The 19,813-nt window shown below is 72.0% G+C and carries 17 protein-coding genes and 1 pseudogene; 10 read left to right on the top strand and 8 right to left on the bottom strand.

The features are described from left to right. Nucleotides 1–51: 51 nt before the first annotated feature. From ABZ441_RS06975 to ABZ441_RS06960, 4 genes are all read right to left on the bottom strand, one after another. Nucleotides 52–807 carry an anti-sigma factor gene (locus ABZ441_RS06975; RefSeq protein ID WP_358969213.1) on the bottom strand — a complete coding sequence of 252 codons (756 nt, stop codon included), beginning with the start codon at nucleotides 805–807 and terminating at the stop codon, nucleotides 52–54. Continuing rightward, nucleotides 804–1,388, bottom strand: coding sequence for a sigma-70 family RNA polymerase sigma factor (locus ABZ441_RS06970; RefSeq protein ID WP_358969211.1), 585 nt, complete (start codon nucleotides 1,386–1,388; stop codon nucleotides 804–806). The genes ABZ441_RS06975 and ABZ441_RS06970 overlap by 4 nt, the downstream gene beginning before the upstream one ends. A gap of 235 nt (nucleotides 1,389–1,623) precedes the next feature. After that, nucleotides 1,624–2,466 (bottom strand): siderophore-interacting protein, encoded by an 843-nt coding sequence (locus tag ABZ441_RS06965; protein ID WP_358969209.1) that lies wholly within the window; start codon nucleotides 2,464–2,466, stop codon nucleotides 1,624–1,626. A 65-nt stretch (nucleotides 2,467–2,531) separates the two neighbouring features. After that, a complete protein-coding gene (locus ABZ441_RS06960) occupies nucleotides 2,532–3,440 on the bottom strand; it encodes a 5'-3' exonuclease (protein WP_358969242.1) in 909 nt (302 codons plus the stop codon). 263 nt (nucleotides 3,441–3,703) lie between these two features. On the opposite strand from ABZ441_RS06960, the gene ABZ441_RS06955 reads away from it, so the two are divergent. The 4 genes and pseudogenes from ABZ441_RS06955 (at nucleotide 3,704) to ABZ441_RS06940 (ending at nucleotide 8,700) form a co-directional block, all read left to right on the top strand. Continuing rightward, on the top strand, nucleotides 3,704–4,810 hold the full coding sequence (locus ABZ441_RS06955) for a betaine/proline/choline family ABC transporter ATP-binding protein (RefSeq protein WP_358969206.1): 1,107 nt from the start codon (nucleotides 3,704–3,706) through the stop codon (nucleotides 4,808–4,810). Further along, a complete protein-coding gene (locus ABZ441_RS06950) occupies nucleotides 4,803–7,433 on the top strand; it encodes an ABC transporter permease/substrate binding protein (protein ID WP_358969204.1) in 2,631 nt (876 codons plus the stop codon). The genes ABZ441_RS06955 and ABZ441_RS06950 overlap by 8 nt, the downstream gene beginning before the upstream one ends. Before the next feature lie 187 nt (nucleotides 7,434–7,620). Next, nucleotides 7,621–8,166, top strand: a complete 546-nt coding sequence (locus ABZ441_RS06945) for a helix-turn-helix domain-containing protein (protein ID WP_358969202.1) — start codon at nucleotides 7,621–7,623, stop codon at nucleotides 8,164–8,166. An 11-nt stretch (nucleotides 8,167–8,177) separates the two neighbouring features. Next, a pseudogene (locus ABZ441_RS06940) lies at nucleotides 8,178–8,700 on the top strand (helical backbone metal receptor). On the opposite strand, the gene ABZ441_RS06935 reads toward ABZ441_RS06940, so the two are convergent. Continuing rightward, nucleotides 8,639–9,814, bottom strand: a complete 1,176-nt coding sequence (locus tag ABZ441_RS06935) for a TDT family transporter (RefSeq protein ID WP_358969200.1) — start codon at nucleotides 9,812–9,814, stop codon at nucleotides 8,639–8,641. The pseudogene ABZ441_RS06940 and the gene ABZ441_RS06935 sit on opposite strands and share 62 nt — an antisense overlap. A gap of 70 nt (nucleotides 9,815–9,884) precedes the next feature. Here ABZ441_RS06935 and ABZ441_RS06930 point away from each other — a divergent pair, with 70 nt between their 5' ends. After that, on the top strand, nucleotides 9,885–10,820 hold the full coding sequence (locus ABZ441_RS06930; protein WP_358969198.1) for a LysR family transcriptional regulator: 936 nt from the start codon (nucleotides 9,885–9,887) through the stop codon (nucleotides 10,818–10,820). Between the two features lie 59 nt (nucleotides 10,821–10,879). Here the strand turns inward: ABZ441_RS06930 and ABZ441_RS06925 are convergent, their stop codons facing one another. Both ABZ441_RS06925 and ABZ441_RS06920 read right to left on the bottom strand, forming a co-directional pair. Next, on the bottom strand, nucleotides 10,880–11,593 hold the full coding sequence (locus tag ABZ441_RS06925) for a gamma-glutamyl-gamma-aminobutyrate hydrolase family protein (protein ID WP_358969196.1): 714 nt from the start codon (nucleotides 11,591–11,593) through the stop codon (nucleotides 10,880–10,882). A gap of 112 nt (nucleotides 11,594–11,705) precedes the next feature. After that, nucleotides 11,706–12,443, bottom strand: a complete 738-nt coding sequence (locus ABZ441_RS06920) for an FCD domain-containing protein (protein WP_358969194.1) — start codon at nucleotides 12,441–12,443, stop codon at nucleotides 11,706–11,708. Between the two features lie 70 nt (nucleotides 12,444–12,513). Between ABZ441_RS06920 and ABZ441_RS06915 the strand changes: the two genes are divergently transcribed. From ABZ441_RS06915 to ABZ441_RS06905, 3 genes are read left to right on the top strand one after another with little or no spacing between them, the layout of a single operon-like run. Further along, nucleotides 12,514–13,875 (top strand): glutamine synthetase family protein, encoded by a 1,362-nt coding sequence (locus ABZ441_RS06915; protein ID WP_358969192.1) that lies wholly within the window; start codon nucleotides 12,514–12,516, stop codon nucleotides 13,873–13,875. 8 nt (nucleotides 13,876–13,883) lie between these two features. Further along, nucleotides 13,884–15,248 (top strand): aldehyde dehydrogenase family protein, encoded by a 1,365-nt coding sequence (locus tag ABZ441_RS06910; protein WP_358969190.1) that lies wholly within the window; start codon nucleotides 13,884–13,886, stop codon nucleotides 15,246–15,248. 6 nt (nucleotides 15,249–15,254) lie between these two features. Next, nucleotides 15,255–16,043 carry a 3-oxoacyl-ACP reductase gene (locus ABZ441_RS06905; RefSeq protein ID WP_358969188.1) on the top strand — a complete coding sequence of 263 codons (789 nt, stop codon included), beginning with the start codon at nucleotides 15,255–15,257 and terminating at the stop codon, nucleotides 16,041–16,043. Between the two features lie 14 nt (nucleotides 16,044–16,057). On the opposite strand, the gene ABZ441_RS06900 is transcribed toward ABZ441_RS06905, so the two are convergent. Further along, on the bottom strand, nucleotides 16,058–17,260 hold the full coding sequence (locus tag ABZ441_RS06900; protein WP_358969186.1) for an amino acid deaminase/aldolase: 1,203 nt from the start codon (nucleotides 17,258–17,260) through the stop codon (nucleotides 16,058–16,060). A gap of 437 nt (nucleotides 17,261–17,697) precedes the next feature. Here ABZ441_RS06900 and ABZ441_RS06895 point away from each other — a divergent pair, with 437 nt between their 5' ends. Next, entirely contained in the window at nucleotides 17,698–18,561 is an 864-nt protein-coding gene (locus tag ABZ441_RS06895) for a hypothetical protein (RefSeq protein WP_358969241.1), read from the top strand. After that, nucleotides 18,558–19,802 carry a type VII secretion-associated serine protease mycosin gene (gene mycP, locus ABZ441_RS06890; protein ID WP_358969184.1) on the top strand — a complete coding sequence of 415 codons (1,245 nt, stop codon included), beginning with the start codon at nucleotides 18,558–18,560 and terminating at the stop codon, nucleotides 19,800–19,802. The genes ABZ441_RS06895 and mycP overlap by 4 nt, the downstream gene beginning before the upstream one ends. The last annotated feature ends 11 nt before the right edge of the window (nucleotides 19,803–19,813 follow it).

Below are 19,813 nucleotides of genomic sequence, written 5' to 3'. Positions count from 1 at the left end.
GCCCCCGGCCTCGTGTTCGAGGCCGGGGGCACACCCGTCTCCGGGGGCCGCTCAGGCGTCCTGGAAGTCCATCAGTGCCACCGGATCAGACGTCGGGTGGTCGGATCCGCCCGTCGGTTCCACGGTGATGCCCATCCCGGACGCAGTGTCCACGGGCCCGTCCAGCAGCACAGCGTCGTCCGAGGCGGACGGGTTCATCAGCCCCGCCGAGCGCATGGTGCCCTCGTCGTCGAACCACAGCTGGTACACCTTGCCGCCGGGCGGAGGTGCCATGTCCGAGGCCAGGAACACCGCGCGGTTCACGCTCTTCGAGACCACGACGGTGCCCCGCGCCCCGCCGGCCAGGTCCGACGCGCTGGTCCTGGCGTCCGACGCGGTCAGCACCTGGGCCACCCGCTCGTTGTGCAGCTGGGCCCGGGCCGCCTCCTGCCGGGCGTCCTGGGCGAGCTGGTTCTGCCACACGGCGACCCCGCCGAAAGCGGCGGCGGCGGCGACGCAGGCGGCCAGCGCATACGTCGGCCAGCGGCCGGCGCGTCCGCGGGACGCCGCGGCGCGGGAGCCCCGCTGGTGGGAGGGGGCGTCCTGCCGCACGGTCGTGATCTCCCTCAGCACCCGGTCCCGGAGAGCGGGCGGCGGGACAGCCGAGACCGCGAGCCCGAGCCGGGCGGCGGTGGCGGACAGCTCGCGCACCTCCTGGGCGCAGGCCTCGCAGGCACCCAGATGCCGTTCGAACGCGAGGCGTTCGTCGTCCGGCAGCGCGTGCAGGGCGTACGCCCCGGTCAGCGTGTGGAGCTCGGCCGTGCTCATGCGCTCACCCCCAGGCAGTCGCGCAGGCGGATGAGCCCGTCGCGCAGGCGTGTCTTGATGGTTCCCAGCGGAACGGACAGCAGTTCGCCGACCTCGCGGTAGGTGAGTCCGCGGTAGTACGCCAGCGTCACCGACTCCCGCTGCAGCTCGGACAGCGTCCGCAGACAGCGCCGGACCTGCTCCCTCTCCAGCCGGCTCTCGACCTGCTCGGACACCTCGTCGAACTCCGGCGTGCGGTCCAGCAACGCGGCCTTGTGCTCCCGCGCGGACGTGGCCTCGGCGGAACGGACCCGGTCCACGGCCCGGTGATGGGCGAGCGTCAGCACCCAGTTCATGGCGCTGCCACGGGACGGCTGGAAGCGTGGAGCGGTACGCCAGACCTCGACGAGCACTTCCTGGGCCACCTCCTCCGACTGGGCCGGATCGCGGAGAACACTCCGCACCAGGCCGAGAACCGGGCCGCTGACCTGGTCGTACACCCGGGTGAAGGCATCCTGGTCACCCCGGGCGACCTGGACGAGCAGCTCCTGAAGGTCGGGCCCTGCTGAGGGGACCCCGCTGATGTGTACGGCTTCTCTCACGCGGACGTTCCTCCCGGAGCACGCTTCGGTTTCCTGGGTGATTCGGAGCCGGCGGCCCTGCGGATTGGTGGGCGATCGGACATCTTCGCACGCCCTGCCCTTGAACGTGCGTACGGCAATGGGGTGCGCCGCCTCACTTGAACGGGGGAACGAACGGGGTATGGCCGGGAACGCGCTGAGCCCGGTCGCCGTCAAACGGCGACCGGGCTCGCGACGAGACGAAGGGGGAGGGGCGTCAGGCGGCGCTCTCCTGCTCGCGCTCCACCTGCTCGTTCCACTCGCGCTTGACCGCACGCCACGCGTCGTCGTTCTGGCCGAGGCGCCAGTAACCCGAGATCGACAGCTGTCCGAGAGGGATGCCTCGCTCCAGGCGGAGGTGGCGCCGGATCTCCTTCACGAAGCCCGCCTCGCCGTGGACGAACGCCTGCACCTCGCCCTCGGGGAACTCCAGACCGCACACCGCCTCGACGAGCGCCGCTCCGACGGGGCGGTCGCCGCGGTGCAGCCAGGTGACCGAGACGCCCTCGGGCGACACGAGCTTCTGCTCCTCCGACGGGTCCGGTACCTCCACGAAGGCGTGGACCGACGCGCCCTCGGGCATGTGCTCCAGGGCCGCGGCGATCGCGGGCAGGGCGCTCTCGTCGCCCACCAGCAGATGCCAGTCGGCCGTGGCCTCCGGGACGTAACCGCCGCCGGGCCCGAGGAAGGTCACCTGGTCACCGGGGAGTGCCCGGGCCGCCCAGGGGCCCGCGAGGCCCTCGTCGCCGTGCACCACGAAGTCGACCGTCATCTCCCGGGCGACGGGGTCCCAGGAGCGCACCGTGTACGTCCGGGTGGTCGGCCACAGCTCGCGCGGGTACTCCTCGCGGATCGCGGCCATGTCGAAGGGATGGGCGTAGTCCGCGCCCTCGGGTGCGAAGCACAGCTTGATGTAGTGGTCGGTGAAGCCCGCCAGGGCGAAATCGGCCAGACCTTCGCCACCGAGGACCACACGCACCATGTGCGGGGTGATCTGCTCGGTGCGCAGAACCTGCGCCCCCTGCGCCTTCGGTGTCCGGCGTTGCGGCCGCTCTGCCACGAGGTTCTCCCTGCTCTGGGCGACATACGAGGTTCTGCTTAGTTAGGCTTGCCTAAGCTAGCACTCTACGCCTGGAGCGTGAGGAGCAGGCGCTGCAGGGCGTTCCCCAGACCCCACCGCGCCGCGAGGGCCTCCAGGGCCGCCGGGTCGCGCGGTTCCCGGGGGAGGGCTGGGTCGAATGCCGGCAGAGGGACGTCGCCCGCGACACGGACGACCTTCGGGGCGACCGCCACGTACTCCCGGGCCTCGTCCAGCCGCCTGCGCTGGGACGGGGTCAGCGCGGCGGCCGGATCGTCCACCGCCGCCATGATCCCGGCCAGGTCGCCGTAGGCGTCCAGCAGCTTCGCCGCCGTCTTCTCGCCGATACCGGGCACCCCCGGCAGGCCGTCGCTCGGATCGCCGCGCAGCAGGGCCAGGTCGACGTACCCGGCGCCGTCCACGCCGTACTTCTCGCGCAGCCAGGCCTCGTCCGTCACCTGGAGCGTCCCCACGCCCTTCAGCGGATAGAGGACCCGCACCCTGCGGGCGTCGTCGACCAGCTGGTAGAGGTCGCGGTCCCCGGTGACGATGTCCACGGGGCCGGTGGCGCGCCCGGCCAGCGTGCCGATCACGTCGTCGGCCTCGTACGCGCTGACGCCCACCCGGGCGATGCCCAGTGCGTCCAGCACGGCCTCGATGACCGGGACCTGCGGGGACAGGGTGTCGGGGACCTCCTCCTCGTCGGGAAGGCCCGCGGTGGTCTCGGTGGCGACCCGGTGGGCCTTGTAGGTCGGGATCAGGTCGACCCGCCACTGCGGGCGCCAGTCGGCGTCCATGCAGGCCACCAGGTCGTCCGGCCGGTGGTCCTGCACGAGCCGTGCGATGAAGTCGAGCAGGCCGCGCACGGCGTTCACCGGGGTCCCGTCCGGTGCGCGCACCGAGTCGGGGACGCCGAAATACGCGCGGAAGTAGAGGGAGGCGGTGTCGAGGAGCATCAGGCGTCGCGTCACACCACCGATCATGCCGCACCCCACTGACACGGCGGGCCTGGTGGGAGTGCGGTTCCCGCACTCCTCGCTCCCTCCAAGTGAGCTGGGTCACACAAGTGTTTGGTTCGCGTAAGCGGGGGAAGGCGCGGCACCGGAGCGGACCACGTCCATTTTTCAACAAGTGCCCGTGCTCTGCGGACCGACCCGCACCGCTCCACGGTCTGCCGGAGGGGGTGGCAGACCGATTCGGTTCAACGCGTGAGGTGTATGTGTCAAGGCTGCAAGCGGAGCACCTGTACAAGGTGTTCGGCAGACGACCAGATCAAGCCGTGCAGAAGCTCGAGGGCGGTACCCACCGCGACGAGCTGCGCGCCGACGGAACGACCGCAGCGGTGATCGACGCCTCCTTCACCGTGGAGCCGGGCCAGATCTTCGTCGTCATGGGGCTCTCCGGCTCAGGAAAGTCCACATTGCTGCGGATGCTCAACGGTCTGCTGGAGCCCACCGCCGGCCGGGTGCTGTTCGACGGTCAGGACCTGACCGCGCTCAGCCCTCGTGACCTGCGCTCGGTCCGCTCCACCAAGATCAGCATGGTCTTCCAGCACTTCGCGCTCTTTCCTCACCGCAGCGTGCTCGAGAACGCTGCGTACGGCCTGGAGGTCCAGGGCGTCCCGCGTGCGGCGCGTGAGGCGCGTGCCGCCGAGGCGCTGGAGCTGACCGGTCTCGCGGGCTGGGAGAAGTCCTGGCCCGACGAGCTGTCCGGCGGCATGCAGCAGCGCGTGGGCCTGGCCCGCGCGCTCGCCACCGACGCCGACCTGCTGCTGATGGACGAGTCCTTCAGCGCGCTCGACCCGCTGATCCGCCGCGACATGCAGGACCAGCTGCTCGAACTGCAGAAGCGTCTGAAGAAGACGATCGTCTTCATCACCCACGACCTCAACGAGGCCATGCGCCTCGGCGACCGCATCGCGGTGATGCGGGACGGCGAGATCGTCCAGCAGGGCACCGCCGAGGACATCCTCGTCCGGCCGTCCAACGACTACGTCGCGTCCTTCATCCAGGACGTCGACCGCTCCCGCGTGCTCACGGCGGGTTCGATCATGGAGACTCCCGAGACGGGCCGCTCCGACGAGGACCTGCTGGCAGAGGCCCCGGCGACCGTGACTTCGGAGACTCCCATAGCGGAGCTCTTCGTCCCCTTCTCCACCAGCGGGGCGGCCGTCGTCGTCACCGGCGAGGAGGGCGACGTCATCGGCGTCGTCCCGCGCGAGAGGCTGCTCGCGGCGCTCGGCGAGGAGCCCCAGGTGGAGCCCCGGACCGACACCCAGGTGCCGGCCCCCCGGGACGAGGTCAAGAAGGTGATCGCCGGTGCCTAGGCTCTCCTTCGGCAGCTGGGTCGAGGACGCGGTCGACTGGCTCCAGTCGAACCTCACCTGGATCTTCGATTTCATCAAGACCGTCCTGGGCGGCATGTACGACGGCGTCAACGCCGTGCTGGGCGGCGGTGAGCCCCTGCTGGTAGCCGGGATCTTCGCCGTCATCGCGTTCTGGCTGCGCGGGGTGATCCCCGCCGTCGCCACCTTCGCGGGCTTCGCGCTCATCGACTCCCTCGCCCTCTGGGACGAGGCGATGGCCACCCTCTCGCTGGTCGTCGTGGCAGCCCTCATCACGATCGTGATCGCCGTGCCCACGGGCATCTGGGCGGCCCGTAACAGCAGGGTCAGCGCCGCGCTGCGGCCGGTGCTCGACGTCATGCAGACGATGCCGGCCTTCGTCTACCTGATCCCCGGCGTCATGTTCTTCGGTGTCGGTGTCACCCCTGGCGTGATCGCCACCATCGTCTTCGCGATGCCGCCCGGCGTCCGCATGACCGAGCTCGGCATCCGTCAGGTCGACAGCGAACTGGTCGAGGCCGCCGAGGCCTTCGGCACCTCGCCCAAGCACACCCTCACCCGGGTGCAGCTGCCGCTCGCCCTGCCGACGATCATGGCCGGAATCAACCAGGTCATCATGCTGGCCCTGTCGATGGTCGTCATCGGCGGCATGGCCGGCGCCGGCGGCCTCGGCGAGAAGGTGTACGCCGCGATCACCCAGCTCCAGGTCGGCCTCGCCGCCGAGAGCGGGATCGCCGTCGTCATCCTGGCCATGTACCTGGACCGGATGACCGGCGCGCTCAACGAGCGGGTCTCCCCGCTCGGCCGCCGTGCCGCCGCCAAGGTCGCCGCCGGTGCGCGGCGGCTGAAGTTCACGCACTACAAGCCGGGAACCGCCGTCGCGATGACCGGTGTCGTCGTCCTCGCGCTCGTCGCGGGCGGCCTCAACATCGCCGGCTCCTCCGACTCGAAGGCAGCACAGGCAGACGCCTCGAACGTCGGCCAGGGCCAGAAGATCAACATGGGGTACATCCCCTGGGACGAGGGCATCGCCTCCACGTACCTGTGGAAGGAGATCCTGGAGCAGCGCGGCTACGAGACCGGGATCACCCAGCTCGACGCCGGTCCGCTCTACTCCGGTGTCGCCCGCGGTGACATCGACTTCCAGACGGACTCCTGGCTGCCCACCACGCACAAGGACTACTGGGACAAGTACAGCGACCAGCTGGAGGACCTGGGCGCCTGGTACGGGCCGACGTCGCTCGAGCTGACGGTTCCGTCGTACGTCAAGGGCATCGACTCGCTCGAGGACCTCAAGGGCCAGGGCAAGAAGTTCGACGGCAAGATCATCGGCATCGAGTCCAGCGCCGGGATGATGGGCACCCTCAACAAGAAGGTGCTCAAGGAGTACGGCCTGGAGGGCGAGTACAAGGTCGTCTCCTCCAGCACCTCCTCGATGCTCGCCGAGCTGAACGCCTCCATCAAGAAGAAGGAGCCCGTCGTGGTGACCCTGTGGTCGCCGCACTGGGCCTACGGCAAGCACGACCTGAAGAAGCTCAAGGACCCGAAGGGTGCCTGGGGCAAGGGCGAAGAGGTCCACACCGTCGCCCACAAGGGCTTCGCCGAGAAGGCTCCCGCCGTCGCGAAGTGGCTCAAGGACTTCAAGCTCACCGAGAAGCAGCTCACGAGCCTGGAGAACGAGATCCAGGGGGCCGGCCAGGGCAAGGAGCAGGACGGCGTCCGCAACTGGCTGAAGAAGAACTCGGGTGTCGTCGACAAGCTGGCCCCGGTACCGGGCGGCGCGGGCGGTTCGCAGCAGGGCAAGGACGCGGGCAAGACCGTCAACATGGGGTACTTCCCGTGGGACGAGGCCATCGCCAGCACCTACCTCTGGCAGAACATGCTGGAGGACCGGGGTTACAAGACCACGGTCAAGCAGCTCGACCCGGGTCCGCTGTACACCGGGCTCGCGCAGGGGCAGCTCGACGTCCAGTTCGACTCCTGGCTGCCGACGACGCACAAGGACTACTGGAACCGTTACAAGGAGAACCTCGTCGATCTCGGCTCGTGGTACGGGCCGACGTCGCTCGAGCTGACGGTTCCGTCGTACGTCAAGGGCATCGACTCGCTCGAGGACCTCAAGGGTCAGGGCAAGAAGTTCGACGGCAAGATCATCGGCATCGAGTCCAGCGCCGGGATGATGGGCACCCTCAACAAGAAGGTGCTCAAGGAGTACGGCCTGGAGGGCGAGTACAAGGTCGTCTCCTCCAGCACCTCCTCGATGCTCGCCGAGCTGAACCGGTCGATCAAGAAGAAGGAGCCCGTCGTGGTGACCCTGTGGTCGCCGCACTGGGCCTACGGTCAGCACGACCTGAAGAAGCTCGAGGACCCGAAGGGTGCCTGGGGCAAGGGCGAGCAGATCCACACGGTCGCCAAGAAGGACTTCGCGAAGGACTTCCCGGAGCTGACCGGCTGGCTGAAGGACTTCAAGCTCAGCGAGGCGCAGCTGGCCTCGCTCGAGGTGGAGATCCAGAAGGGCGGCGCCGGCAAGGAGAAGGAGTCCGCCCGCCGCTGGATGGACGCCAACCCGGACGTGGTGGCGAAGCTGACGCCCGTCGGCAGCTGATCAGCCGACCCACGATCCCGTCACGACCGAAGGGGACGGTCCCGGTAGCGAACCGGGGCCGTCCCCTTCAGGCTGGTCTGAGGAGTCCCCGAGGGTTTCCCGCCTGTCCGCTTCCGCTCCATCACGCAGACGACATGCGTATGGTGCTGGCAACCGGGAGGATGGCGATCCGGGGAGGGAGCCGGACATGGACGAGAAGGAAGCCCTTCGAGTGGGGGCCGCGGTTCGCCGACGCCGCAGGACCCTCGGACTCACCCTGGCCGCGGTGGCCGGACGCAGCGGCCTGTCCGTACCGTTCCTCAGCCAGATCGAGAACGAACGGGCCAGACCCAGTCCCCGGTCCCTGGACCGGGTGGCGGAGGCGCTGGAGACCACGACCGAGCGGCTGCGCGCCGCGGCGGACTCGGCACGCGCCGTGGACGTCGTACGGGCGGACGGCGAGGACGGTGTGCGCAGGCTGGTGCGCGGACGGCACCAGCTCAGCGCGCTCGAGTTCATCGGCGAGCAGGACCTCGGGCGTGAGTTCCAGCACCGGAACGACGAGGTGATGTACGTCGTGGAGGGTGCCGTGGAGGTCGAGGCCGAAGGGCAGGCCCACCGGCTGGGGCGGGGCGACACCCTCTTCCTCTCCGGCGGGGTGAGGCACCGGTGGCGGGCGACCGTGCCGGGCACCCGCCTGCTGGTCGTCTCCGTCGCCGAACACATCGACGCGACCTACGACTCGCGCCGCTGACGGGGGTGCCGGTGCGCGTCGTCTCCCTCGTCCCGTCGCTCACCGAGGCGGTCGCCGTCACCGCCCCCTGTCTGCTCGTCGGTGTCACCGACTGGTGCACCCGTCCCGCCGGACTCACCGCCGCCCGGATCGGTGGCACGAAGAACCCTGACACCGCCGCGGTCCTGTCCCTGCGCCCGGATCTCGTCCTCGCGAACGAGGAGGAGAACCGCGAGGCGGACCTGACCGCTCTGCGGGACTCCGGACTGGACGTCCTGGTCACCGAGATCCGCACGCTCGACCAGGCCTTCGCCGAGCTGGAACGGGTCCTCACCGCGTGCGGGCAGGGCCCGCCGCCGCGTCCCGCCGGCCGGGCTGAACGCGTGCGGAGCCGAGCTGGTCGTGCTGCCGGACGAGCCGTACCGCTTCACCGCGGGCGACGGACCCGAGGCCTTCCCCGGACTGCACGCCGTGTTCGTCGACGGCCGTCACCTCACGTGGTACGGACCGTCACCGGCCGAAGCGGCCGGGGCGCTGCGAGCAGCGCTCCGCTGAACAGCCCGCCCAGCGTCCGCACCCCGGCGACCGCCCACGCGGTCACGAGCAGCGCGTAGAGGGCCACGGCCAGCCAGGTGAAGGCGTCCAGTCCGGTGTGCCGGGCCAGTCCCGCCGCGCCGGTCACACACGTACCTACGGGGAAGGTGAACCCCCACCACGTCATCGTGAACCGCATGCCGCGCCGTACGGCACGCACCACCATCGCGGTGGACAGGGCCAGCCACAGCAGGGCGAACCCCATCACCGGCACCCCGTAGAGGACGGCGAAGGCACCGAAGGCCGAGGCGTACGGCGCCGCGATCGCGCCGGGCGCCACGTCGGCCAGCTGGTTGACGGCGGTCGTGGACTGGCCCAGCGGACCGAGCACCAGGAAGAGCGTCGGGGTCAGCGCGAGCGGCAGGGGACCGCCGTGGACCAGCCGCGCGAAGACCAGCGGCACGATCACCAGGGTCGCCAGCAGGGACAGCCCGAACATCGCGTAACAGGCGAGCAGGAGCGCCTCGCGTCCCTGTCCGGGAGCCAGCTCGGGCACCAGCAGCGGTCCGACCGCGGCCGAGACCATGGGGGCCACCAGCGGCAGCAGCCAGACCGGCGACGCGGTGCCCGGGGCGGGCCGGTGCCGTACGACCATGAGGTACGGGATCGCCACGGCCGCCACGAGACCGGTGACCGTGCCGGCCGTGAACAGCAGCGTGTCCACGGCCACGGCGGCCGGATGCCCTATGACGTCCCGGCCGGCCACCATGGTGCCCGCGCCGACGGCGAGCAGCGCCATGGACAGGCAGCCGTGGAAGGGGGCGACCGCGGGATCCATGAGGTGCGTACGGGCCTGGTCCCGGTGCAGGACCCAGTGTCCGGCGCGGGCCGTGAGCACGGCGGCCAGCAGCGCGGCGGACAGGGCCCAGACCACGACGGTGGCGGCCCGCAGGCCCGGCACGTCCACGGGCAGCGTGGCGCCCGCGGTCGCGACGATGGCGGTGCCCATCACCGTCGCGTACCAGTTGGGGCCGAAGTGCCGCAGCGACGGAAGCCGGAGGGCGCCGGTGCGCGAGGCAGGGGTCCCGGTACCGGTCCGGCTCCGCCCGGTCTTGGTCTGCGGAAAGATGGCCATGCCACGATTCTCGGCGGGCGGACGGTCGTCCACCAGGGAGCGTGGAGCTATGAGGTCATAGGCTGGGCTTATGTCCAGCATGGTGCCCCCGCCCGCCGCTCTGTCCCACCGCGTTCCCGACCTGGGAGCCATGGTGCTGCTGCTCGCCGTCGCGCGGCACGGGAGCCTCGGCAGGGCGGCGCGGGAGGTCGGCATCAGCCAGCCCGCGGCCTCCGGCCGCATCCGGTCGATGGAGCGGCAGCTCGGCGTCGCGCTGGTGGACCGCTCGCCGCGCGGTTCCCGGCTGACCGACGCGGGAGCCCTCGTCACCGACTGGGCGCGCAGGGTCGTCGAGGCGGCCGAGGCGTTCGACGCGGGAACCCAGGCGTTGCGGGACCGGCGTGACTCCCGGCTGCGCGTCGCCGCGAGCATGACCATCGCGGAGTACCTGCTGCCGGGCTGGCTGATCGCCCTGCGGGCCGGCCGGCCGGGAACCGCAGTGTCCCTGCTCGCGGGCAACTCGGCGGCGGTCGCCCTGCGACTGCTGGCCGGAGAGGCGGATCTGGGGTTCGTCGAGGGCCTCTCGATACCGGAGGGCCTCGACGGCACCGTCATCGCGCACGACCGGCTCGTCGTCGTGGTCGCACCCTCCCACCCGTGGGCGCACCGTGGCCGGCTGACGCCGGGTGAACTCGCCGCGACGCCCCTGATCCTGCGTGAACACGGCTCGGGCACCCGTCAGGTCCTGGACGCCGCGCTCGCCGTCCACGGCGGGCTGGCCCGCCCGCTGCTCGAACTCTCCTCGACCACCGCGGTGAAGGGAGCCGCGGAGAGCGGCGCCGGACCCTGCGTGCTGAGCGAACTGGCGCTCGGCGAGGAGCTCTCCGCGCGGCGCCTGGTCAAGGTCCCGGTGGCGGGAGTCCGGCTGCGCCGTCAACTGCGCGCGGTCTGGCCTGCCGGCCACCGGCCCACGGGACCCGCCCGTGACCTGCTCTCCCTCACCGCCCAGGAGCCGCAAGCGTCCTGACGCCGGGGTCGGGCCGGGGGCGGCGCACCCCGGGCCGCCGGCCGCCACGGGGGCAGCCCTCAGGCCGAGGGTACGGCCGCCCCGGCCCGGGCCGCCGCCACCAGGGCCCGCATGATGCGGAGGTCGTCGCCCATCTCCGGGTGCCACTGGACCCCGAGCACCCACGGGAGGCCCGGCAGTTCGACGGCCTCCACGGTGCCGTCCTCCGCGTACGCGGAGGCCACCAGGCCCGGCGCCAGCCGGTCCACGGCCTGGTGGTGGTAGGTGGGTACGGACGCCTCCTCGGGCACGAGCGAGGCGTACAGCGTCTCCGGCACCGGCGTCACCGTGTGCTCGCCGAGGACCCCGGCCTTCCCGAACGGGCCGGCGTGGCCGTCCAGATGCTGGGTCAGCGTGCCGCCGAGCGCCACGTTGAGCAGCTGCATACCGCGGCAGATCCCGAGCACCGGGGTGCCTGCCGCCCTCGCCGCACGCAGCAGGGCGACCTCCCAGGTGTCGCGCTCGTGTGCCGGCGGGCCCGTCCGGAAGTCGCGCTCCGCGCCGTACAGCCCGGGGTCGACGTCGGCGCCGCCCGCGATCACCAGGCCGTCCACCCGTGCCACGACGTCCGCCGCCTTCGCCGGATCGTCGGGAGGCAGCAGCGCGGCCAGTCCGCCGGACCGCTGGACCAGCCGGGGGTAGGCGGAGGGAAGCAGCGCCGCGGGGAGTTCCCAGACGCCCCAGCGAGCCGCCGGCTCCAGATAGGTCGTGACGCCGATGAGCGGTTCGTGCATGGTGCGGTCCCTCCGGCGGCCGGTCTGCGGGCCGGCCCGGTGCAATGGTGTTGCGTCATACCTTTGTTCGTGCGGGCCCGCCGCGCAAGAGGAGTGATCCGGAAAGGCTGGATCAAGCCAGGAAGCCCCGGAGCAGCGCGGCCGTCCCCGCGCAGTGCTCGCGCATCACCGCCCGCGCCCGCTCCTCGTCGCCGTCGGACACCGCTTCGACGAGGGCCGTGTGCTGAAGCTGCGAATGTTCGAGGTTCCGCACCAGCAGGGGGATGCAGTCCAGGAGGTCGTTCACGCCTGCCCGCACGGCCGCGTACCGGGCCGCGAGGGAGGGGGAGCCGGAGAGCTCGGCGAGCGTCAGATGGAAAAGGGTGTCGATCCTGCGGTAGTCGGGCAGAGGTGCCTCGTGTGTCGCCGCCAGAGCCGTCCGCAGCCGCTCCGCGCCCTCGTCGCCGAGGCCGCGCGACGCGCAGAGCCCGGCGGCCCCCGTCTCCAGGACCTCGCGGAACAGCAGGATGTCCTCGATGTCGACGTCCGCCGTCCGGCGGCGCAGTTCGTCACCGTCGGCCGGACCGGTGCGGGGGAGCACGAACGTACCGCCGTACCGGCCGCGCCTCGCCTCGATCAGGCCCTGGTCCTGGAGGACCTTCAGCACCTCGCGCAGGGTGACGCGGCTGATCCCCAGGAGCCCGGCCAGTTCGCGCTCGGCCGGCAGCCGGCCTCCGCCGGGTACCAGGCCGAGCCGCACCACCTGAAGGATCTGCTCCAGCGCCTCCTCGAAGCCGTTGCCCGCGCGGACCGGCCGCAGCGCGGGCACCAGCCGGTCGAAGGCCCCGGGTTCCCCGGTCTCTTCCGCCACGTCCCGATTCCCTTCCCCCCAATGGTTTTCTCCCATACCTTAGACCGCCTGACCGAACGAGGAGTATCCCGTGGCAGAGCGAACACCCCCGCTGGGGACCGACGAGCTGCGCGCGCTCGTGGAGCGCGGTGAGATCGACACCGTGGTCCTGGCCTTCACCGACATGCAGGGAAGACTGCAGGGCAAACGGTTCGCGGCGTCCTTCTTCCTCGACGAGGTGCTGGAACACGGAACGGAGGGCTGCAACTACCTGCTCGCCGTCGACACGGACATGAACACCGTCGACGGGTTCGCCATGTCCTCCTGGTCCAACGGCTACGGCGACTTCGCGATGCGCCCCGACCTCACGACCCTGCGCCGGATCCCCTGGCACGAGGGCACGGTCCTGGTCATGGCCGATCTCTCCTGGGACGACGGCACACCGGTCGCCGCCGCGCCCCGCCAGATCCTCCGGCGGCAGCTGGAGCGGCTCGCCGCTCACGGGCTGACCGCGCACGTCGGTACGGAGCTCGAGTTCATCGTCTTCAAGGACACCTACGAGCAGGCCTGGGACCGCGACTACAAGGGCCTCACCCCGGCGAACCAGTACAACATCGACTACTCGGTCCTCGGCACCGGACGCATCGAGCCCCTGCTGCGGCGCATCCGCAACGAGATGGCGGCCGCCGGGCTCACCGTCGAGTCGGCCAAGGGCGAGTGCAACCCCGGGCAGCACGAGATCGTGTTCCGCTACGACGAGGCGCTCGTCACCTGCGACCAGCACGCCGTCTACAAGACCGGGTCCAAGGAGATCGCCGCCCAGGAGGGCGTCTCGCTCACCTTCATGGCCAAGTTCAACGAGCGCGAGGGCAACTCCTGCCACGTACACCTCTCGCTCCGGGACGCGGAAGGGCACAGCGTCATGGCGGGCGAGGACGGCACGATGTCCCCCGTGATGCGGCACTTCCTCGCGGGCCAGCTCGCCGCCCTGCGCGACTTCTCCCTGCTCTACGCGCCGAACATCAACTCCTACAAGCGGTTCCAGCCCGGCTCGTTCGCCCCGACCGCCGTCGCCTGGGGGCACGACAACCGCACCTGCGCCCTGCGCGTCGTCGGACACGGCCGCTCGATGCGCTTCGAGAACCGGCTGCCCGGCGGGGACGTCAACCCCTACCTCGCAGTCGCCGGCCTCGTCGCCGCCGGACTGCACGGCATCGAGAACGAGCTGGAACTCCCCGACGCCTGCGAGGGCAACGCCTACACCGCCGGATACGACCGGGTCCCGACCACCCTCCGCGAAGCCGCCGGCCTCTGGGAGAGCAGCGAGACGGCCCGGGACGCCTTCGGCGACGACGTCGTGGCGCACTACCGCAACACGGCGCGCGTCGAACTGGAGGCCTTCGACGCCGCGGTGACCGACTGGGAGCTCCGCCGATCCTTCGAACGCCTGTGAGGAGCCCCGTGATCCACGAACACCGTGTCCTGAACCCGGCGACCGAAGAACTGGTCGCCACCGTCCCCGCCACCACCGCCGCCGAGGTCGACACCGCCGTCACCCGCGCGACGGCGGCCCAGCGCACCTGGGCCGCCCTGGCTCCCGCCGACCGCGCCCGGCTGCTGCGCCGCTTCGCCGTCCTCGTCGACGAACACGCCGAGCGGCTGGCCCTGCTGGAGGTCACCGAAGCGGGACACACCCTCGGTAACGCCCGCTGGGAGGCGGCCAACGTCCGGGACCTGCTGGACTACGCCGCCGGGGGAGTGGAGCGCCTCACGGGACGCCAGATCCCCGTACCGGGCGGGATCGATCTCACCTTCCTCGAACCGCTGGGCGTCGTCGGAGTGATCGCCCCGTGGAACTTCCCCATGCCGATCGCCGCCTGGGGCACCGCACCCGCCCTCGCCGCCGGGAACGCCGTCCTCCTCAAACCGGCCGAGACCACCCCGCTCACCGCCCAGTACCTGGCCCGGCTCGCTCTCGACGCCGGCCTCCCCCAGCACCTCTTCCAGGTGCTGCCCGGCGCGGGGGACGTGGCGGGTGCCGCGCTGGTCGAGCACCCGGGCGTGTCCAAGATCGTCTTCACCGGTTCGACCCGCGTCGGCAAGCAGATCATGGCCAGGTGCGCGGACCGGGTGAAGAGGCTCACCCTCGAACTCGGCGGCAAGAGCCCCAACATCGTCTTCGCCGACGCCGACGTCGAGGCCGCCGCGGCAACCGCCCCCATGTCCTTCCTGGACAACGCCGGCCAGGACTGCTGCGCCCGCACCCGCATCCTGGTCCAGCGCTCCGTGTACGACCGCTTCCTCGAACTCCTCGTCCCCGCCATCACCTCCGTCGTCGTGGGGGACCCGTCGGACGAGAAGACGCAGATGGGCCCGCTGATCTCCCGGGCCCAGCTGGAGCGCGTCCGCGGATACGTTCCCGAGAGCGCGGACGGCATCCGGGGCGGCGCCCCCACGGGCCCCGGCTTCTGGTTCCCCCCGACCGTCCTCACCGGGATCGCCCTCGACGCACCCGTCGCCACCGAGGAGGTCTTCGGCCCCGTCGCCGTCGTCCTGCCCTTCGAGGACGAGGACGACGCCGTCCGGCTGGCCGACGCCACCGACCACGGCCTGGCCGGCTCGATCTGGACCCGCGACGTGGGCCGCGCCCTGCGGGTGTCCCAGGCGGTGAGGGCCGGGAACCTCTCCGTCAACTCCCACTCCGCCGTCCGCTACTGGACCCCGTTCGGCGGGTACAAACAGTCCGGGCTCGGCCGCGAACTGGGGCCCGACGCCCTGGCGGCCTTCACCGAAACCAAGAACGTCTTCATCGGCACGGAGGCCTGAGCGAACATGACCGACTCCGAGAACATCTGCCGCCGCCTGACCGGCCGCACCGCCGTCATCACCGGCGCGGGCAGCGGCATCGGCCTCGCCACCGCACGCCGGCTGGCATCGGAAGGAGCCCACGTCGTCTGCGGCGACATCGACGAGACCGCGGGCAGGGCCGCCGCCGAGGAGGTGCGAGGGACCTTCGTCCCCGTCGACGTCACCGATCCCGACCAGGTCGAGGCCCTCTTCGCGGCGGCGGACGACACCTACGGCTCCGTCGACATCGCCTTCAACAACGCCGGCATCTCACCGCCCGACGACGACTCCATCCTCACGACCGGGCTGGAGGCGTGGAAGCGCGTCCAGGACGTCAACCTGACCTCCGTCTACCTCTGCTGCAAGGCCGCCCTCCCCTACATGCGGCGCCAGGGCCGGGGCTCGATCATCAACACCGCGTCCTTCGTGGCGCGGATGGGCGCCGCGACCTCCCAGATCTCGTACACCGCGTCCAAGGGCGGCGTCCTCGCCCTGTCCCGCGAACTAGGGGTGCAGTTCGCCCGCGAGGGGATCCGGGTCAACGCCCTGTGCCCCGGGCCGGTCAACACCCCGCTGCTCCAGGAACTGTTCGCCACGGACCCGGAACGCGCCGCCCGCAGGCTGGTGCACATCCCCCTCGGCCGGTTCGCCGAGGCGACGGAGATCGCGGCGGCGGTCGCCTTCCTGGCGAGCGACGACTCGTCGTTCGTCAACGCCACCGACTTCCTCGTCGACGGAGGGATCTCGGGTGCGTACGTGACCCCGCTCGGCTGACGCCCGCCGCCGCCCTAGAGGAAGGTGAGGCCCTCACCGCGGTACGTCGGCACGGTGGCGGTGATCCGCTCACCCTCGATCAGCCGCAGTTCGTCGAAGCGCTCGCAGAGCTCGCCGGCCTTGGCGTGCCGGAACCACACCTTGTCGCCGATCAGCAGATCGTCCGCGGGGGCCCCGAGCAGCGGCGTCTGGACCTCGCCGGGGCCCTCCTGCGGGTCGTAGCGCAGCCCTTCCGGCAGATACGGCACAGGCAGCCGGTCCGCGCCCGCCGCCCCGGACGCCGGGTAGCCCCCGCCGAGCACCGTCACCACGCCCACACCCGGCCGCCGCACCACCGGCTGGGCGAACAGCGCCGCCGGACGGCCGGTGAAGGAGGTGTAGTTGTCGAACAACCTCGGTACGTAGAGACCGGACCCCGCGGCGATCTCGGTCACCGCGGACTCCGCGGCGGTGTGCTGCACACTGCCGGTGCCGCCCCCGTTCACGAACTCCAGGCCGGGTGCCACCGCGCGGACCGCCCGCACGACCTCCGCCCGCCTGGCCGCCAGCTCCCTGCGCGCCGCCGCCTGCATCAGCCGGACCGCGCGCGACCGCAGCGGCCGGCCGGCCACCGCGTCGCCGACCCCGGCGACATGGCCCTCGTACGCCATCAGTCCCACCAGCCGGAAGCCGGGCCTGCGGTCCACCGACCGGGCCAGCTCGGCGAGTTGGGCGGGGGAGCGGAGCGGGGAGCGCAGCGCGCCGATCCTGACCCGGCCGCCCAGCAGACGCAGTGAGGTGTCCAGTTCCAGGCAGACCCGGATCTCCTCGGTGCCACCGCCCCGCGCCGCGTCGATCAGCTCGAGCTGCGCGGGGTCGTCCACCATCACCGTCACGGCCGCCGCGAGCTTGGGATCGGCGGCCAGTTCGGCGTACGAGGACCGGTCGGCCGACGGATAGGCGAGCAGTACGTCGTCGAATCCGGCGCGGGCCAGCCAGAGCGACTCCGCCAACGTGAACGACATGATTCCGGCGAAACCGGGGCGCGCCAGCACCCGTTCGAGCAACGCGCGGCAGCGCACCGACTTGCTGGCCACCCGGATCGGCTTCCCGCCCGCCCGGCGTACCAGGTCGTCGGCGTTGGCGTCGAAGGCCTTCAGGTCGACGACGGCGACGGGCGCGTCGAGATGGGCGGTGGCCGTGTCGTAACGGCTCCGGTCAGTGGCGCGGACAGTCATGGCCGCAGCTTGCCAGACAGCCCGACGACGGGGGTAGGGGACGTTCGGTGCAGATCATCCCGCACCCCCTGTCCCATTCCCACGGGGCGCCGTCCACCCCGTAGAGTGACCGGTACACGATCGACCAGCGGGCTCGTGCGGTACGGCGGTCCGTCGGCGGTACGGGGCGTGGACCAGGGGGACGGATGAGTACCGAGGCGCAGCGCGCTCCAGTGCCGCCCCGCCCGACCACCCCACCGGCCGTCCCCGCCCCACCCGCACCGCGTGCCGATCCCGTACCCCCAGCCCCTCGCTCCGCACCCACGCCGCCCGGTCCGGGTGCCGAGCCCACGCCGCCCGTGGAGACGACCACCCGGCTCCGCCCCGTACCCCCCGCGCCACCGGTCCGGCCCGGTCCGCCACCGCCCGCCGCGACCAGGCGCAGGCCCGTCGGCGCGGTGGACCTCACCCCGCGCCCCGGTGCCACACCACCCCCGCCCGGCGCCTACTACGCGTACGCCGAGACGCCCGCCGAGACCACCACCCGGCTGCGCCCCGTCAAGGCCCGGAACCCCATGAGGACCGTGGCGGCCGCCGTCTGTGCCGTGCTCGGCCTCGGACTCATCGGGGGAGCGGTCACCGGCAGCTGGCTCACCGGCGACTCCGCCGCCGAGCCCCACACCGACAGCGCCTACACGGTGAGCCGTTCCGTCTGGCACAGCGTGCCCGTGGACACCCTCTTCCCGCGCACCCTCAAGGGCGACGGCGCGGGCCCGGGAGCCACCGACCGGCGCTGGACCAGGGTCGCCGTCGCGAGGGACAGCGGCTGCGCGGCGGGTCTGGACCCGCTGCTGGTCGAGACGCTCCGCCCGGTCGGCTGCGAACGCCTGCTGCGCGCGACCTACACCGATGCCACCCGCAGCAGCGTCACCACCGTCGGCATGGTCGTCACCGAGGCCGGCACCGAGGGGATGAGCGCCCTCAGCACCCGCTTCACCACCCAGGGCCTGGCTGCCCGCTCCGACCTGATGCCCCGGACCTACCCGGTCGCGGGCACCGTCGCCGCCGGCTTCGGCGAGCGACAGCGCGCCAGCTGGACGGTGCACGTCCTGACCGAGGTTCCCGTCGTCGTGTTCTCCGTCTCCGGCTTCGCCGACGGCCGTACGGTCGCGGAGCCGCAGCCCGCTGCCGAGGCCATGGCGGACGGTGCCACGACGGCCACCGCGCAGGCGGGACTCGGTCACGAGGCGAAAGGCGTCGCCGACCGGGTGGAGCGCACCCTGCGCAGGACCGTCACCGACCTCACGGAGACGCCGGAATGACCCGTCCCCGTCGGCTCCGGGCGCTCGCTGCCGTGGCCACGGCCGCCGCCTTCGCGCTGCTGCCCGCCGTGCCCGCGCACGCGGACGCCATCAGGGACCAGCAGTGGGGCCTGGAGGCCCTGCACACCGGCACCGCGTGGCAGACCACCAAGGGCAAGGGCATCACGGTCGCCGTCCTGGACACGGGAGTCGACGACGAACACCCCGACCTCGCCGGCCAGGTGCTCCCGGGCAAGGACCTCATCGGCTTCGGCGCCGGACGGGGCGACCGCTCCTGGGCCCTGCACGGCACCGCGATGGCCGGGATCATCGCCGGACGCGGCAACGGGCCGGGGCGGGCGGACGGGGTGCTCGGTGTCGCCCCCGAGGCGAAGATCCTTCCCGTGCGGGTGATCCTCGAGTCCGGTGACCCGTCGCGCAGCAAGGCCCGCGAGTCCCGCGGAACCGCACTCGCCGACGGAATCCGCTGGGCGGCCGACCACGGCGCCGACGTCATCAACCTCTCCCTCGGCGACGACAGCGAGTCGGCCCACCCGGAACCCGGTGAGGACGCCGCCGTGCAGTACGCCCTCGGCAAGGGCGTCGCCGTCGTCGCCTCCGCGGGCAACAGCGGCGACAAGGGCGACCGGACCTCCTACCCGGCCGCCTACCCCGGTGTGATCGCCGCCGCCGCGGTCGACAAGTACGGCACCCATGCGGCGTTTTCGACCCGCCGCTGGTACGCCACCGTCAGCGCTCCCGGCGTCGACGTCGTCGTGGCCAACCCCGACGGGCACTACTACATCGAGTGGGGCACCTCCGCCGCGTCCGCCTTCGTCTCCGGGGCCGTCGCCCTCGTGCGCGCCGCGCACCCTGGACTCTCGCCCGCGCAGATCAAGACCCTGCTCGCGGACAGCGCACGCGACGCCCCCTCGGGCGGCCGCGACGACGCCAGGGGCTACGGACTCGTCGACCCCGCCGCCGCGATCGAGGCCGGGGCGAAGCTTCGCCCCGACGACCTGAGCGAGCGGTCCGCCGAGGCCGGCCACAGCGACGAGTACTTCGGCTCGGGCCCCGCCCCGGAGGCGGACGACGGGGACCCGGCCGGCTGGCTGGCCCCCTCGGCGGGCGGCCTCGGAGCCGTACTGCTCGCGCTGGCCGTGGTGCTGTGGCGCGGCAGGAACACCGGTGGCAGAAGCACAGGCGGCAGGAACACCGCCGCACCCGGCTACAGCCCGTTTCCCACCGGCCCCCTCCGCTGACCGCCCCGTCC

The sequence above is a fragment of the Streptomyces sp. NPDC005752 genome, assembly GCF_040630715.1.
Classification (GTDB): domain Bacteria; phylum Actinomycetota; class Actinomycetes; order Streptomycetales; family Streptomycetaceae; genus Streptomyces.
The sequence above is the reverse complement of the archived record's forward strand: the minus strand, read 5'-3'. Positions and strand labels throughout refer to the sequence as shown.